The sequence below is a fragment of the Sulfitobacter sediminilitoris genome, from assembly GCF_010667575.1.
In the GTDB taxonomy this organism is placed as follows: domain Bacteria; phylum Pseudomonadota; class Alphaproteobacteria; order Rhodobacterales; family Rhodobacteraceae; genus Sulfitobacter; species Sulfitobacter sediminilitoris.
This window is the reverse complement of record NZ_JAABNT010000036.1, coordinates 1-13,565: the sequence shown is the minus strand read 5'-3', so window position 1 is coordinate 13,565 and position 13,565 is coordinate 1. Positions and strand designations below refer to the sequence as shown.

General features: G+C 53.9%; 13 protein-coding genes. 7 read left to right on the top strand and 6 right to left on the bottom strand.

Features of this window, described 5'->3' with window-relative positions; genetic code table 11:
- Positions 1 to 592: 592 nt before the first annotated feature.
- The 4 genes from GV827_RS22215 to GV827_RS22200 all read left to right on the top strand — a co-directional run bounded on the left by GV827_RS22215 (position 593) and on the right by GV827_RS22200 (position 6,257).
- Positions 593 to 1,405 (top strand): creatininase family protein, encoded by an 813-nt coding sequence (locus GV827_RS22215; protein ID WP_164356352.1) that lies wholly within the window; start codon positions 593 to 595, stop codon positions 1,403 to 1,405.
- Between the two features lie 252 nt (positions 1,406 to 1,657).
- Positions 1,658 to 2,671: a sulfotransferase domain-containing protein gene (locus tag GV827_RS22210; RefSeq protein WP_164356350.1), complete on the top strand. Its 1,014-nt coding sequence runs from the start codon at positions 1,658 to 1,660 to the stop codon at positions 2,669 to 2,671.
- 151 nt (positions 2,672 to 2,822) lie between these two features.
- A complete protein-coding gene (locus GV827_RS22205; protein WP_164356348.1) occupies positions 2,823 to 4,565 on the top strand; it encodes an adenylate/guanylate cyclase domain-containing protein in 1,743 nt (580 codons plus the stop codon).
- A gap of 267 nt (positions 4,566 to 4,832) precedes the next feature.
- The gene (locus GV827_RS22200) at positions 4,833 to 6,257 is read left to right on the top strand and encodes an adenylate/guanylate cyclase domain-containing protein (protein WP_164356346.1); all 1,425 of its coding nucleotides are present in this window, start codon (positions 4,833 to 4,835) and stop codon (positions 6,255 to 6,257) included.
- 308 nt (positions 6,258 to 6,565) lie between these two features.
- On the opposite strand, the gene GV827_RS22195 is transcribed toward GV827_RS22200, so the two are convergent.
- A complete protein-coding gene (locus GV827_RS22195; RefSeq protein WP_164356344.1) occupies positions 6,566 to 7,939 on the bottom strand; it encodes a LysR family transcriptional regulator in 1,374 nt (457 codons plus the stop codon).
- 570 nt (positions 7,940 to 8,509) lie between these two features.
- On the opposite strand from GV827_RS22195, the gene GV827_RS22190 reads away from it, so the two are divergent.
- Positions 8,510 to 8,716, top strand: coding sequence for a cold-shock protein (locus GV827_RS22190; protein ID WP_164356342.1), 207 nt, complete (start codon positions 8,510 to 8,512; stop codon positions 8,714 to 8,716).
- 233 nt (positions 8,717 to 8,949) lie between these two features.
- Here the strand turns inward: GV827_RS22190 and GV827_RS22185 are convergent, their stop codons facing one another.
- From GV827_RS22185 to GV827_RS22175, 3 genes are all read right to left on the bottom strand, one after another.
- Positions 8,950 to 9,336, bottom strand: a complete 387-nt coding sequence (locus GV827_RS22185) for a nuclear transport factor 2 family protein (RefSeq protein WP_164356340.1) — start codon at positions 9,334 to 9,336, stop codon at positions 8,950 to 8,952.
- A 46-nt stretch (positions 9,337 to 9,382) separates the two neighbouring features.
- Complete coding sequence (locus GV827_RS22180) at positions 9,383 to 9,670, bottom strand: hypothetical protein (RefSeq protein WP_164356338.1); 288 nt, start codon at positions 9,668 to 9,670, stop codon at positions 9,383 to 9,385.
- Between the two features lie 505 nt (positions 9,671 to 10,175).
- The gene (locus tag GV827_RS22175; RefSeq protein ID WP_164356336.1) at positions 10,176 to 10,661 is read right to left on the bottom strand and encodes a flavodoxin family protein; all 486 of its coding nucleotides are present in this window, start codon (positions 10,659 to 10,661) and stop codon (positions 10,176 to 10,178) included.
- 290 nt (positions 10,662 to 10,951) lie between these two features.
- Between GV827_RS22175 and GV827_RS22170 the strand changes: the two genes are divergently transcribed.
- Positions 10,952 to 11,872: an endonuclease/exonuclease/phosphatase family protein gene (locus GV827_RS22170; protein ID WP_164356334.1), complete on the top strand. Its 921-nt coding sequence runs from the start codon at positions 10,952 to 10,954 to the stop codon at positions 11,870 to 11,872.
- 103 nt (positions 11,873 to 11,975) lie between these two features.
- Here GV827_RS22170 and GV827_RS22165 read toward each other — a convergent pair whose 3' ends face one another.
- Together GV827_RS22165 and GV827_RS22160 are read right to left on the bottom strand one after the other, a co-directional pair.
- Complete coding sequence (locus GV827_RS22165; RefSeq protein WP_164356328.1) at positions 11,976 to 12,173, bottom strand: DUF427 domain-containing protein; 198 nt, start codon at positions 12,171 to 12,173, stop codon at positions 11,976 to 11,978.
- Between the two features lie 18 nt (positions 12,174 to 12,191).
- Positions 12,192 to 12,413, bottom strand: a complete 222-nt coding sequence (locus GV827_RS22160; protein WP_164356332.1) for a hypothetical protein — start codon at positions 12,411 to 12,413, stop codon at positions 12,192 to 12,194.
- A 24-nt stretch (positions 12,414 to 12,437) separates the two neighbouring features.
- Between GV827_RS22160 and GV827_RS22155 the strand changes: the two genes are divergently transcribed.
- Positions 12,438 to 13,394 (top strand): LysR family transcriptional regulator, encoded by a 957-nt coding sequence (locus GV827_RS22155; protein WP_164356330.1) that lies wholly within the window; start codon positions 12,438 to 12,440, stop codon positions 13,392 to 13,394.
- The last annotated feature ends 171 nt before the right edge of the window (positions 13,395 to 13,565 follow it).

Sequence of the window (13,565 nt, the reverse complement as noted above, 5' to 3'; positions counted from 1 at the left end):
GACGGACACGTCGAGACCTACATAATGGGTCATGGTCGTTCTCCTTTACGGCTGGTTTTGTGAGGCCGATACTATAGAACCTCGTTAACCTCCGGAGAGCGACCGCCGCAAACACACCATGTCATTCGCTGCGACTGCGTTCGACGTCTCACATGCGGACTTTCCCGCTTGATGCTGGTGCAGCGAAACTTCCCTACGCGCGACAATCAAATTTATCAACCAGACGCGGCGGCGCAGCACCGTTTCCCGAAAGCGGCCATTGAACTCGTACAAATTGGCCGAAATCCAAACCGGTCGTACGCTGAGCCGGTTACTGTCACATGCGGAGAGGTTGTGTGAAAACTATTTGCGCGGCGGCAAAACGACAAAAACAGCAAGATTTGCGGCCTCTCTCGTTGAGCTGAGCCACAAACACCTCGCTTCGGGAAAATGAGCGGCACCAAAAGGGCGCGAATTTCGAATTTTCACACACCCTCCGGACGAACCAGACATTAGCGCCCAAGCGACATTGACCTTTGGTGCCATTCGCGGTGATCGTTATCCGTCGACCCGTGAAACCGGTCACAGCATTTGAAAAATGGGAGATGGTCAAATGATTGAAGTGGACTGGGCGCGGCTGAAAGCGCATGAACTGCGCGCTTTGGCAAATGAGAACGCAGTTGTGATTTTGCCCATTGCATCGATCGAACAGCACGGGCCGCATTTGCCTGTGATGACCGACACTCGGCTTGGTCAAGAAGTTGCACATCGCGCGGCGCGCAAAGCGTATGGCACCCGGCCGGTCGTGGTGACACCTGTGGTTTGGTCAGGCCTATCCGAACATCACATTCCGTTTGGCGGCACATTGATCCTCAGTCATGACACGTTCCGGCGGGTCGTGCGGGATTTGATCGATTCCATCACTCGCCACGGTTTTCGCGATATTCTGATTTCCAACTCCCACGGCGGAAACATCATCGCGATGCAGCAGATCTTGGACGAACTGTCCCCTTTATCAGAAGCTACACTGGTCGCGACCACCTATGTCACCGAGGCAGGCGAGGAGCTGTCTCAACATCTTGAGGACCAACCGGGTGTGATGCACGCAGGCGAGGCGGAAACCTCGATGATGATGGTGTGCGAACCAGAACTGGTTGACGACAGTGATCTTGGTGGGCTGGCCAGCCCCATGGACGGCAATAAATTCCTCCAAGCTGGAAAAGGATCGTATCGCTGGAGGCCGTTCGCGCACGTGACCGAAAATGGTCTCGCGGGAAACCCCGCGCGGTCAAATGTGGACAAGGGTGAAAAAATGCTCGAAGCCGCGGCGGAAGCGGTGGCGCGTTTGATTTGCGATCCAGAGACGTGGGCTTTGCCCAATGACCTGCGTCTGGACTGCACAGGGGGCGTGCCATTTAGGGATTGAAACACAAACCGCTGATAAGAAACATACCGCATGAATTCGCGCACCTTTGTCAGCGTTGGGCTCAACGCATTCATCTGAGTCTTTCTGTCAGATGACCGGGAAGCCACCGTAACCAGTCACTCATAACAGGTCCGCGCCGCGGCAACGTCCGCCTCGGCGATGCAAGGACCGTTTTTGCCAACACCGGCCATCCGCTGCGCTGGCGTTCTATGTCTCACATGCGGACAAAACGGCCGTCCGACGGCGCCTGCAATGTTTTGGTTTGGCACTTTGAATAGCCGCCCGGCTCGTGTCCCAGTAAAGCTCTATGTTCATTGTATTGAACTTGCTATCGTCTCATCCAAGGGTCAATTGGCGGAAATCAGAATGACACTAAGAGCGCCTTCAAGAAAGTCATTCGAGTACAGAACACGTCTTACCGACAACCGGATTTGGGACACATTCCTGCTGCGCCAAGGAGATGTGATTGTTGCAACACCGCCCAAGTGCGGAACCACATGGACACAGGCCCTTGTGCTGTCGCTCCTGTTTAAAAAGCCCGGTATGGACAAGGTCATGAATGATCTGTCGGTTTGGCTCGATCCTGCATTTCGCGATCAACTCCCCATAGCTCGAATGTTCGAAGCTCAAAGCCACAGAAGATGCATCAAGACACACACGCCCTTTGATGGCATTCCTTTCGATCCAGATTGCTCCTACATTGCGGTGTACAGACACCCAATCGACGCCCATTTTTCGATGCGCCGACATGTGGCCAACCTGAAGGAAGACCTGATCCAGGACAGATTCCCGGATGAGCCGACAGCTTCATTCGCCCTTTTTCTTGGTGAGACCGTTCGAGAGGAGATGGCCGATGGGATCACCCTTGAGGCCATCGCCCATCACTTCAAGTCATTCAAGTCAAACATCCAACACTCCAACGTACATATTCTCCATTATGCCGATATGCGGCGCGACTTGCTCGCTCATACCAGAAAGCTCGCTTCCGTCCTTGGGTTGGAAATTGACGATGAAACGTTGGTCGCGATCGAAGACAGCATGCAGTTCGAAAGCATGCAAGCCAATGCGCAAGCAGGTGCTAGAGAAAACACTCAACGATCCGCAACCTTCAAAGACCCGGCAGCCTTCTTCGATAGCGCAAGCAGTCGAAAGTGGGAGGGCAAGCTGTCAGACGAAGACCTCCGCTCATTTCAGGAGCGACTTTCGGAGTTACTTCCGGAAGAGGACGCGCGATGGCTACAGTCTGGTGGAAAGCTTCCTGCCTGAAGCGTCGTTCACAAATAAAAGTTAAGATAACCGTTTTGGGCTCGTTCTAGTTGTTAGCTGCGCTTGACGCCGCCCTTTACCAACTCTTCTTTTCCGATAGGCATGGCCCAACTGCGCGCTGAACAGTATGAAGTGGGAGGGAGGAAAGTACGTGGATCGAAAACTGGCGGCAATTCTGGCGGCCGACATGGTCGGCTACACCAGCCGGATGGAGCGGGACGAAGCCGACACGCTCACCTCATTGACGGCTCATTTTGATGGCATCGTCGCCCCGCTTATTCACCGCCACCACGGTCGCATCGTCAAACAAATGGGCGACGGACTACTAGCTAGCTTCGACAGCGCGGCTGACGCCATTTCCTGTGCTGTAGAATGGCAGCAGACACCAAGTGCCGAGGCCGAGCCCATCCGCTTCCGCATCGGTGTCAGCCTCGGCGACATCATTCTTCAAAATGGAGATGTCTTCGGCTCCGGAGTCAATCTCGCCTCAAGGTTGGAGCAAATTGCCGAGCCTGGCGGTGTTCTGGTCTCTGAAACCGTTTACCGAGTACTTGGTGCCAGCCTTGGGATCGAATGGGAAGATACAGGCGCACACGCCCTTAAGAACGTCGCAGAACCAGTGCGCGCCTGGCGAGTTGGCGGGCTAAGTTCCGCGCCCCCGGAGCCGATTCGGCCAGAACCGCCCAAAAGGGCAACCATCGCCGTTCTACCATTCAAAAACATGAGTAGCGAGCCCGAGCAGACTTTCTTCAGCGATGGTATCGCGGAAGACATTATCACAGGCTTGTCGCGTTTTCGTACCCTGAAAGTTATCTCCCGGAACGCCTCCTTCCGTTTCCGGGCACAGGACACTGATCCTTCTGAGATCGCAGCAGCGATAGGGGCCGGTTATCTCGTCGAGGGCAGTGTTCGAAAGGTCGGAAATCGGGTGAGAATTTCGGTTCAATTGGTCGACGCTCAATCTGGCGCACAGCTTTGGTCAGAACGATATGACCACGAACTTGAAGATGTTCTTGCGGTTCAGGACGAGGTAACGCGAAGCATAGTAGCGGTCCTGCCCGGACGAGTTCAGCACGACGTTGTGGGTCGCTCGGCGCAAAAACCTGCAAATGAGATGAAGGCATATGAGTTGATGCTCAAAGCCAAGTCGCTCCGCGACGGGCTAAATGCCCGCGATACGGCGAGCGCCCGGGCATTGTTGGAGCGTGCAGTAGCACTCGACCCGTCTGTGGCACGGGCGTACATGTATCTGTCGGATACCTATGTGGTTGATCTCTGGCTGGGGCTGGCGGGGTCTGACGCCCCTACCCTTGCGCTCGATATCGCCCGGAAGGGAGCTGCGTTGGATAACCGTGACGTCTACATCCAAGACCAACTCGGCTTCGCCTATCTCTGCGCCGGTCTCTGGCATGAGGCTGAGGCACAATTTGAAAAGACACTTTCGATGATCGAAAACGAGGCTGAGTCCATGGCTTGGTGCGGCTACGCGTTCCTTTTGCTTGGGCGACATGAAAAGGCGCGCGAGATAGTGTCCGAAGCGATGCGGCTGGACCCTCTGCATCCGCCTGCTATCGACTGGATCATGGGACAGGTCGAATTTTTCAACGGCCACCTGGAGGCGACACTTGGGTTACTGATCGGTGAGGCCCGGCTAAACTCCCTAGCCTCGGCATTTGTGGCGGCGTCTTATGCGCATCTTGGGCGAGAAAGGGAAGCTACGGCAGCGCTACATCAATTCATCGCTGAACGTCACGACGAATTTGCAAGCAGAGGCATCGAGGTAGATGAAGACTCCGTTCCAAGTCTCGCTCGTGGTTTTAGAAAGATGTGGCAGCGACCAGAGGACTTTGAACACCTCGCCGCTGGCCTGCGTACGGCAGATTTGACAAGCTGACGCTAGGACTCGAACTATTTTCGTCAACTCTGGGCTCTGTGCCGTCGTTTCGGGCCCTGCAGTCTAACGACCGCTTCAATCCATCAAATGTCCGAGCATCGGATCACGCCCCTGAAGGCGTTGAACTTCCTGTGTTTCGGGAATGCCCGCTTTCGGTTTGCAGTCCAAGCTTACCCCGCTGCATCGCCGCAAGTCCGCTTCGAGCCCATTGTCATCCGACAGAAATAGTCAGATGACCAGGGCGAGCCCTTTGTTGACATCACACCTATGATTGAACAGACAGCGCAGCCAGACACATTTGTCATCCAATATAGTTTGGGTACAGTTGCGGCACGTGTACTCAGAGGGCGCCGAATGACTTTGCAGAAGCCTCAAACGAGATTTACCCGATCAGGTGATGTCGCAATTGCCTATCAAGTGATTGGAGATGGACCTCAAAATCTGATTTACGCATCGGGATGGCTGTCAAATATCGACGTCCTCTGGGAGAACCCCGGTTACAACAGATTTCTTAGCCGCCTGGCCGAGAATTGCCGTCTCATCCTGTTTGACAAACGGGGAACAGGGATGTCAGACCGTGATGTAGGCGTACCAACACTAGAAGAACGGGCGGAGGATATTCGGGCGGTGCTGGATGCAGCTGGCGCAGACAAGGCTTCTATTTTCGGTGTGAGTGAAGGCGGTAGTATGGCTCTGATGTTTGCCGCCAGTTATCCGGAGCGCGTCAATTCCATTGTGCTGTTCGGATGCCGACCCTGTCGTGCATGGAAGCCAGATTGGCCATACGGTCAGAGAAGAGCCGAGTTTGAAAAAGGTATCGAAACGGAGGTGGGAAATTGGGGAGACTTTTCCCAATTTTTCAATGTCATTGCACCAAGCGCAGCCGATGATCCGAATGAATTAGCCTTCTTCAACAGAATGATCGTACAGTCAGGCAGCCCCAAGACCGCCGAGCGCCTGACAAGATTGAATTATGAGCATGACGTGAGGGTTCTCCTACCGACCATTCAATCTCCCACACGCATTATTCACGCGGACGGGGATCAGAGCGTAGGAGCGGTCGAAGCGAAGTATTTGGCGGACCATTTGCCGAATGCGGAGTATCTGGAGATAACTAGAGTAGATCACATTCCGTGGGTGGGGGACGCACATCAGGTGGCCGATCTAATTGTTGATTTTGTGTCCAAACCTGAGAAGCCTTTGCAGAACGACCGAGTGCTTCTCAGTATTCTGGTGACAGATATTGTAGGGTCAACACAGCGCGCCGCAATTGTCGGCGATGACAAATGGCGTGAAGTTATCGAAGAGCACGACCGCGCGGTCATGCGTGCCTTAGCAAGGTGTAATGGCACATTGATAAAGTCCCTTGGCGATGGGGTAATGGCGTCATTCAGGGGTCCAAGCAACGCCTTGGCAGCTGCTTCTGCAATACGGGCGGAGGCTGAGAAGATCGGCCTTGACGTTCGCGCGGGCATCCACACAGGCGAATGTTTGAAGCGGGGAGATGATCTGACTGGCCTTGCAGTGAATATCTCCGCCCGAATAGCGGATATTGCATATGAGAACGAGATTTGGGTCTCTGGAACCGTTCGGGACCTCGTGGTCGGGTCGGGTAGAGAGTTTTCGCCCCTTGGAGCCGTATCACTGAAGGGAATTCCTGAAGAGTGGCCCTTGTACAAACTGGTCAGCTGACTCTTGCCCGAACGTCCGGTTCGTCCCGCTTTGCAGTCATCGGTGCAAAGTGCGACGAAGGTCTCAAGTGAGCCCATTGTGACCGATGCTGCACTACGCCCGGATGACGGAATGCTGCGCAAAACTGCCGTTGGCGGCGCAGGTCACGTCAGCACTTTGGTTTTCTGCAGTTGCGAACTGGAAACGTCACTTTGGTTCTAAGCCGCTATTCAGCGATAAGGTAATGAAAATTCCTATGGCGGCCGATAGGCTTTTGCAAAACCAGCCGTTCGTTACAGATTATTCCATGAATGGTGACCCATCAGAGTTTACACAGAACGCGAAGCCACAACGACGTTGGCGCTATGGGGGAAACGCAGCGCGAAACCATCATAGCAGTTTCCGAACCCCTTTAGGATATCGTTGTGCAGTGCCGTTCTTTCTGTCTGGTTCATTGCCGCGATACGGTCGGCAACTGGCGTGGCCATCATCAATCCGTTCACAAATGCGGACCCATCTTCAGCTTCAAGATCAAGAATAACTTTCTCGACTGCGACCTGCCCGAACCCTGCTCCTTCGAATACAGACCGCATCTCATCGGGATCAGGAAAGCCACATACGGCACGGATCGCTCCGGTTGTTTCTTCGCCAAAATGCCTGCCAAAGGCGGCAACCTGTGCCTGCATTAAAGGATTTTCCTCCAACCCACGCGCGGTGCAAAACACAGCCTGGCCACCTGGCTTTATGACCCGCAAACACTCGGAAAGCGCGCCGAGCTTGTCTGGAAAGAATTGAAGGCCTTGCTGGGTAAAGTCGCCCATCGCTTCAATCGGAGAAACGAGTATTTCCTGTTCTTTTGCAGCGTCTTGCACGACCCCTGCCAAAGTGCGCCGTGCCACATCAGACAGCTTTGCATCCATGTCATCTCGCCAGATCACCCAGGACGGATACGGAAACCGTGGCGCGTCCGCCACAAGATGCAGCTTTCCCGCATCCAGATAGCGCCTGGCTGACCTGGCAGGCAGGTAAGCAGCTGCCCGACGGTTGACGATATATTCCATTGCAAGTGATCCCAGTGCCATTGAGCGTCCAGAATCCGTGAGATGTGGGAGGGCAATTGCGAGCGCATGCGTGAACTCCGGGCCCCAATCGACCGAGACAAAGGCGTCCTTTAGGTCAAGCGTTGCGTTTGGATAAGACGCCACGAGGATGAGTTCATCATCCAACGCCGGTTCGGCGATCAGGCCGGGGCGGAGCTGCGGTGTATAGAGCAGTGCTGCCTGGATCACGCCTTCGACCAGAAAACGCATGATGCGGTCGCTCATGCCCAACTCGCAATGGACACTGAGTTCCGGCATCTCGGCCTGCAGTGCATCCATCCACCGAAACCCCAATCGCGGCCAAAGCGAATATTGCGCGCCAAGAGAAATGGCACGGCTGTAACCTTCGGGAACGGCGATCTGCTGTTTGGCTTCTTCCCATATTTTCAGAAGGCTCAGAGCATACCGCTCAAACTGTTTGCCCTCCGGTGTCAGAACCGCACCTGCTTTTGAACGAACAAACAAAGGATGGCCCAAGCTGTCCTCCAACCTCTGGATGCGCAGGCTGACGGCCGATTGCGTCACAAAGAGCCGGTCACAAGCGGCGACGAACGATCCGGTATTGGCGACCTCGACAAAGGTCTTGATGAGGGTAATGTCCATGCTTCTATCCATAAGGAAAAGAAGTCTTAAGTAACAATCTTATTCGCTATCCGCACGCAAAGAAACTCTCTATGTACGGATCTGCGAAGTCGAACTGAGGCAAGATTTCATGATTGCCTCACGTGGTTAAGGGATGTCGCTCCCAACGCCACATCCCCCCTCGGGCTCGACTTCGCACCTGCACTTCCAATCGCTCATAAAGCCTCTTCGGAACGACGTTCTTCTCTATCTCTCCTGGAGCATCGCACCGAATTGGGACGTATCAGCGCTCATTGGTTCCACACACGGCTCAAAGTCACAGCGAAGGGTCGGTGCGTCCCGACATGAGAACCTTGACCATCTTTTGGAGGACGTTTGAAAAGTCCGCCGGGAATGACATTCCGTTCACTGGCTGTTTGTAGGGGCACATCGCCCTGCCCTTGTGTAAAGCTCACAAACCTGCCAAACGATGGGTTGCTAAAGTTATTCTACCTCGACCCCCTGTCTCCCTAACCCGGCGCCACGATCGACTAGACCGACCACGCCGGGTCATCGCACTTCCGCGGATGGCACACACAAGGAGACACGACTATGGCCACAGGCACAGTCAAATGGTTCAACACAACTAAAGGCTTCGGCTTTATCGCACCCGATGGCGGCAGCAAGGACGTTTTCGTCCACATTTCCGCTGTTGAGCGGGCGGGCCTCACAGGTCTGGCAGACGATCAGAAGGTTACCTTCGACATCGAAGCTGGCCGTGACGGACGCGAATCTGCCAGCAACCTAGCGCTGGCATAAGATACAGCGGCAAGCTCAAGCCTGCCACTGATCAAAGAAGCAACGGGCGGTCTCATACGGGGGCCGCCCGTTTTGCTGGATCCCCATCAACCTGCGATCCGATTGATTAATGTTTTCAGCAATACTCTGCCTCCATTAACAGCCAATCATATCAAATTACATATGAAGACAAGTGAGTGGGTTATTTGAGCTCGCCATCGACAGGGGTGTTGCAGTCCATTTTGACTGATCCTTCAATCACTTTGTTGAAGTGTATTGGCACCCGCCATGTAGACGGCGATCGCCGAGAACTGCCCAGCGCGCGTCTCAAAGAAGTTACAGTTAGACTTTCGCGTCACGCTCCCATCATGCTCGGTGTTCTCGACCCTGAAGCGGACAGCGATGCGACCCGCCTCTGGATCAGGGATAAAGACGAAATCAAAATGACGCACTGCTTCGTGGTTCGCCCAGAGCCGCTTGAGCATGCCGGAAATCGCCTCGTGGCCTTCAAGTCTGACATTATGGGTTTCGACGGAAAACGCGCAGTCACCTGCCAGCGTTGAAAGAACGCCGTTAAGGTCCTCATCATCTACCGATGCAAAGTAACGCTTTACGAGTTCGATCTGTTCGTCTTTGGTCATCATTGCTCTTTCCATCCCCCAAGCGAGGGAGTGCTATCAAAGTGCATCACTTGAAAGGCCACCACCAGTGACGCGTGACCGGTGCGGAAGAGATACGCTGCATGTCAACGATGCGCCGCGTCGGTTGCTTTGCCAAGGCTTTCGCCAAGACCGCCCGCCTCTTGCTATCACTCAAATCGTCCTTCAGCTTGTTGACCAAAACCGCAACATCTTCCTGTTCCTTGGGGTCGCTCGCCTTCTTTTCATTCAGGGTCAAGCTGTCCTTAGTCTTCGTGCTTTTGACGCGAGAACGAACATAATTCACATGACCTCTGAAAAGCTCTAATTTCTCCAAGGAATTTGAAGCAATATCTCCCCTCTCTGCCCCAAGACTGCCACTCGTTCTTGATGTGTCTAAGCGCCGGCGAAATGGCGTCACGACCTCTGACGTATCTTGTCGTGGATATCTGGTCATCAAAAGCACCCCCCAGTGCATGAACCTGGCATCTCAATGGCCAAGTCGCTAAGGTCGCTGGCCTTAGCGCAATCCCCCCGACCAGCTACGAATGAAAGGCCATATCGAAAGGATGCTATTGTTTCTAATCCAAGCCGAGCCAAAAACACAGACCTTCTAAAGTAGCACAGTCCGGGGTGCGGCCATCTCAAAAGGTCGCAAAGACGATGAAATCAACCAAAGCAGACAACGCTGTAAGCACTTAGTTCTCACATCAGGCTTTCAGGACTGCGATTATATGTTCTGCACTTTGCCGTCGCGCTAAGCGCAGCGATCGGCTGCTTAGAGCCCCCGAACCGTCAACCGTTTATGACATGACGCTGGTTCCCGCAGACGCATGAGTCGCCTAGAACACTCCCATACTGATACCAGCGCCCATGGCGGAACCAAGTTCGCGACATAGAGACAACTGCTCTTCGGGGATCACCTTATTGGCCAGGATCGCTTCAGGCGTTTGCGCGTGTGTGCAAACGATCAACGGTGGCTGAACTTCACGAAGTCGCCAACCTTGCGCGATACGGGCTGTCTGGCGCGCTGCGCTCTCACCATCGGAGCCAGCACAGACCATCTGCGAGTATGGCCTGCCTTCAACCTTCCCTAGTACTGGGTAATAGCAGCGATCGAAGAAGTCTTTCATCAAGCCGGCAATAGCAGCCAAGTTCTCTGGGGCGCAAAAGATGTACCCGTCGGCCATCAGCATGTCTGTGGGTTCGGCTTCTGCTGCCAGCTTAAGTTCGGTTGGAATTTCCACACGAGCTGCGTTAGCGGCAGCCTCGGCCATTTGCCGACTGCCACCAGTTTTAGAATGATAGACGATCAACAACTGCGACATAAGCTAAGTGTAGTTCTGCATAGCGGCAGTAGCAAATCCAGGCGGCACGGCGCCCCCATCCGGCCATCGACGTCAAGAGCACACGGCCTTTGCGCAATCGGTTTCGACTGCACCCTTGGGCCGGGCACAAAGTTCCAATGATTTGCCCCCTGCCCGTCTCAAAGAGAGCCATTCAGCAAAGACCGTGTAATCGACTATTGCTTCTCAGCCGACGGCTCACAACTGGGATATGGGTGACATCGAAGAAAGCTATCTGGTAAAATGATTTGGCCAGCTAGCTTGGAAAACCGATGCGCGTTGCCACACTTAATGTTCAGAACCTCAGGCTCAAAACGGTAGATGGGCAGAAGAAACTGCACGGCGCGTGGGACGCGGACGCGCCGGAGGATGAAAGGCTGGATCCGATCGATCGGAGACTGACTGCTGAACTTTTGGCTGAACTGGATGCAGATGTCGTCGCATTGCAAGAAGTCTTTGATTTGCAGACGTTGGACTATTTTCATCGGGAATACCTGCAACCCGCCGGGGCAGGGCTTTACGAACATCGAATTTGCTTGCCTGGTAATGACGGTCGGGGTCTCAATGTCGCGATCATGTCTCGTCGCCGGGTCGCCTCCGTTGAAAGCCACGTCGCGGTAACGCTTGCTGACCTGGACATAGTTGCGCCCGACGGCATCGACCCCGAACGCCCAATTTTCCGAAGAGACTGTCTCATGGTCACGATCGGGCAGCTGACCTGTGTCATATGCCACTTCAAGTCACCCTATCCCAACGCGGACAAGGCATGGAAAATCCGCAGAATGGAGGCGGTCGCAACGCGTCGCCTTATCGAACAAAAGTTTCGAATGCCGCAGTCTGATCTGTGGATAATCCTGGGTGACTTGAACGAACCGCGATCCTCTGGCCCAAAGGTTGACCGCGCAATAGCGCCACTTGAGACCGAGTTTTCCGTAGATCTAATGATGCGAATTCCAGAAGCGGATCGCTGGACATATTACGACCCGCATTCCGACCTCTATCACTGCCCCGATGCCATGCTTGCCTCCCCAGCACTTGCGGAGGAATACCCCACCAGCAAGCCCAAGGTCATCTGTCGCGGGCTAGGCACCGAAGCATCCCGCTTCAAAGGGGGGCGGCTTCGCAAAGTTGGAGGACACAGGCCTCACGCCAGCGATCACGCAGCAGTTGTGATTGAATTTCCTGGGCTCTAATTGCGCCCCCCCCCCAGCGTAAACGACCGTTTAAAGGCCTTTCCGTCAGAGTTCGCTTGCGTCAGTCAGGCCAGCAAGATCCGCAACATGATAGAGATCCGCACTACCACTGCTCCGTTCCCGGTGCGCCCTTGATTTGGCCGCGCAGGTTGTCTGTAACCCATCCCCCGTAGAAGTTGCCCGGCTGTGGAACAACTTGATGCTCCCCGACAAAACAGGCGTCCATCGAGGTAGCGTAGAAAGCGAAGTATCCGGCAAGCGGTGAGAAGTCCGCCGTTGGATCACGAGCAGTTTGGGACAAAGACTTTGTCGCACCTTTTCAAAATTCGCCAGGGTACATTTGCATCAGGTATTGAACATCCGTTTCGCTGGCAAACGCCTCCGGGTTACTCCAGATCACGTCCTTAAGGGCATCGTGTTCAGCTTTTCTTTCGGCATGCGAACTCACCTTGCGATCTGCTTTTGAAGTGGGTCTGCTAAAAAGGCCGCAAAAACGAGAGACGCTGATCCAGTTGTGAAGCGGGATAGACAATGTAGACATGCTCGACCCTTTCAGAGTTTGTCTATGTTGCTCAAGGATAGCTGGGGGACAATTTTTCTGGTATCCGTCGCAACGTTGTGTTGTTCTACAAAAATGAAGAGCGCATTTCGCAACTGGTCCGATATTCGTGTTTTTCTGGCAGTTGTCAGAGAGGGATCAACCCTTGCAGCGTCACAGAAACTTGGAGTAGCCCAGCCTACCGTCGCAAGACGCATCGAAGCGCTTGAACATGCGTTAGGGTTGCACCTGTTCGTGCGTGACACTCGCGGCTTTAAGCCGACTGAGAACGGGCGGCGGCTTGTAGAACACGCTGAAGCTGTGGAAAGAACAATATTGGAATTTTCTGATCAGGCCGCTGAACTGGCAACCGGAAAACCAATCCGCATCACAGCCTTCTCCGGGAATTTCTCGCCGCGCATGCTTGATATTGTCGACCAGTTCTCAGCTTACAATCCAAATGCCGCGTTCGAGTTCCTGCCCACTGTTAAGTCGTTAGATTTGATGGCAGGCGAAGCCGATATCGCCCTACGTTTGGCTAGAACCGAGCCCGATCCCAATCTGATTTGTAGAAAGATTAGCGATGCGCGCTGGTCACTTTTTGGCGGCGCAAGCTATGCGCAGAAATTTGGGTTACCATCGTCTATTGAGGAATTGGGGGGGCACCGGTTTGTAACCTTTCAGCGTGGAGATGTGCCAAATGTTTTTCACGAATGGTTGCGTCGCAACGTATTGCCGGAACAAATCGTTGCAACCTATAGCGAAATTGATCTGATGCATGCTGCTATCAGGTCAGGCAAAGGCCTGGGCATCAGCAATATAAGGCTCGTAGAGGATGACGAGACCTTATTGAGGTGTTTCAGCGAGATCCAAGAGCTAATAGTTCCTCAGCTCATGTTGATCTCGCCTGATGCTTATCGGCGAACGGAGGTTAAGGATTTCATCAAATACTTTGCACCTCGCTATGCGGAAATCTTCAAATAGCTTAGCTTCATTGCTGCCGTTACTTGGTTTAGTCAGGCAGCCAAGAGCTATGCTCAAAAGTTGGTGACGGCGTGATCAGGCGGCTTGGTTAAGTTGTTTGATCCCGTCCTTAAATGCAATCCCTTCGATGATCTCGGGCATGCGGTTTGCGCCGTCGAGCTTCCGCCATTT

What these genes read in the sequence shown, in the direction of transcription:
- GV827_RS22215 (WP_164356352.1), top strand. Translation starts at nt 593, where the DNA reads ATGATTGAAGTGGACTGGGCGCGGCTGAAAGCGCATGAACTGCGCGCT.
- GV827_RS22175 (WP_164356336.1), bottom strand. Translation starts at nt 10,661, where the DNA reads ATGTCGCAGTTGTTGATCGTCTATCATTCTAAAACTGGTGGCAGTCGG.
- GV827_RS22210 (WP_164356350.1), top strand. Translation starts at nt 1,658, where the DNA reads ATGTTTTGGTTTGGCACTTTGAATAGCCGCCCGGCTCGTGTCCCAGTA.
- GV827_RS22200 (WP_164356346.1), top strand. Translation starts at nt 4,833, where the DNA reads ATGATTGAACAGACAGCGCAGCCAGACACATTTGTCATCCAATATAGT.
- GV827_RS22195 (WP_164356344.1), bottom strand. Translation starts at nt 7,939, where the DNA reads ATGGACATTACCCTCATCAAGACCTTTGTCGAGGTCGCCAATACCGGA.
- GV827_RS22185 (WP_164356340.1), bottom strand. Translation starts at nt 9,336, where the DNA reads ATGACCAAAGACGAACAGATCGAACTCGTAAAGCGTTACTTTGCATCG.
- GV827_RS22155 (WP_164356330.1), top strand. Translation starts at nt 12,438, where the DNA reads ATGTTGCTCAAGGATAGCTGGGGGACAATTTTTCTGGTATCCGTCGCA.
- GV827_RS22190 (WP_164356342.1), top strand. Translation starts at nt 8,510, where the DNA reads ATGGCCACAGGCACAGTCAAATGGTTCAACACAACTAAAGGCTTCGGC.
- GV827_RS22160 (WP_164356332.1), bottom strand. Translation starts at nt 12,413, where the DNA reads ATGTCTACATTGTCTATCCCGCTTCACAACTGGATCAGCGTCTCTCGT.
- GV827_RS22170 (WP_164356334.1), top strand. Translation starts at nt 10,952, where the DNA reads ATGCGCGTTGCCACACTTAATGTTCAGAACCTCAGGCTCAAAACGGTA.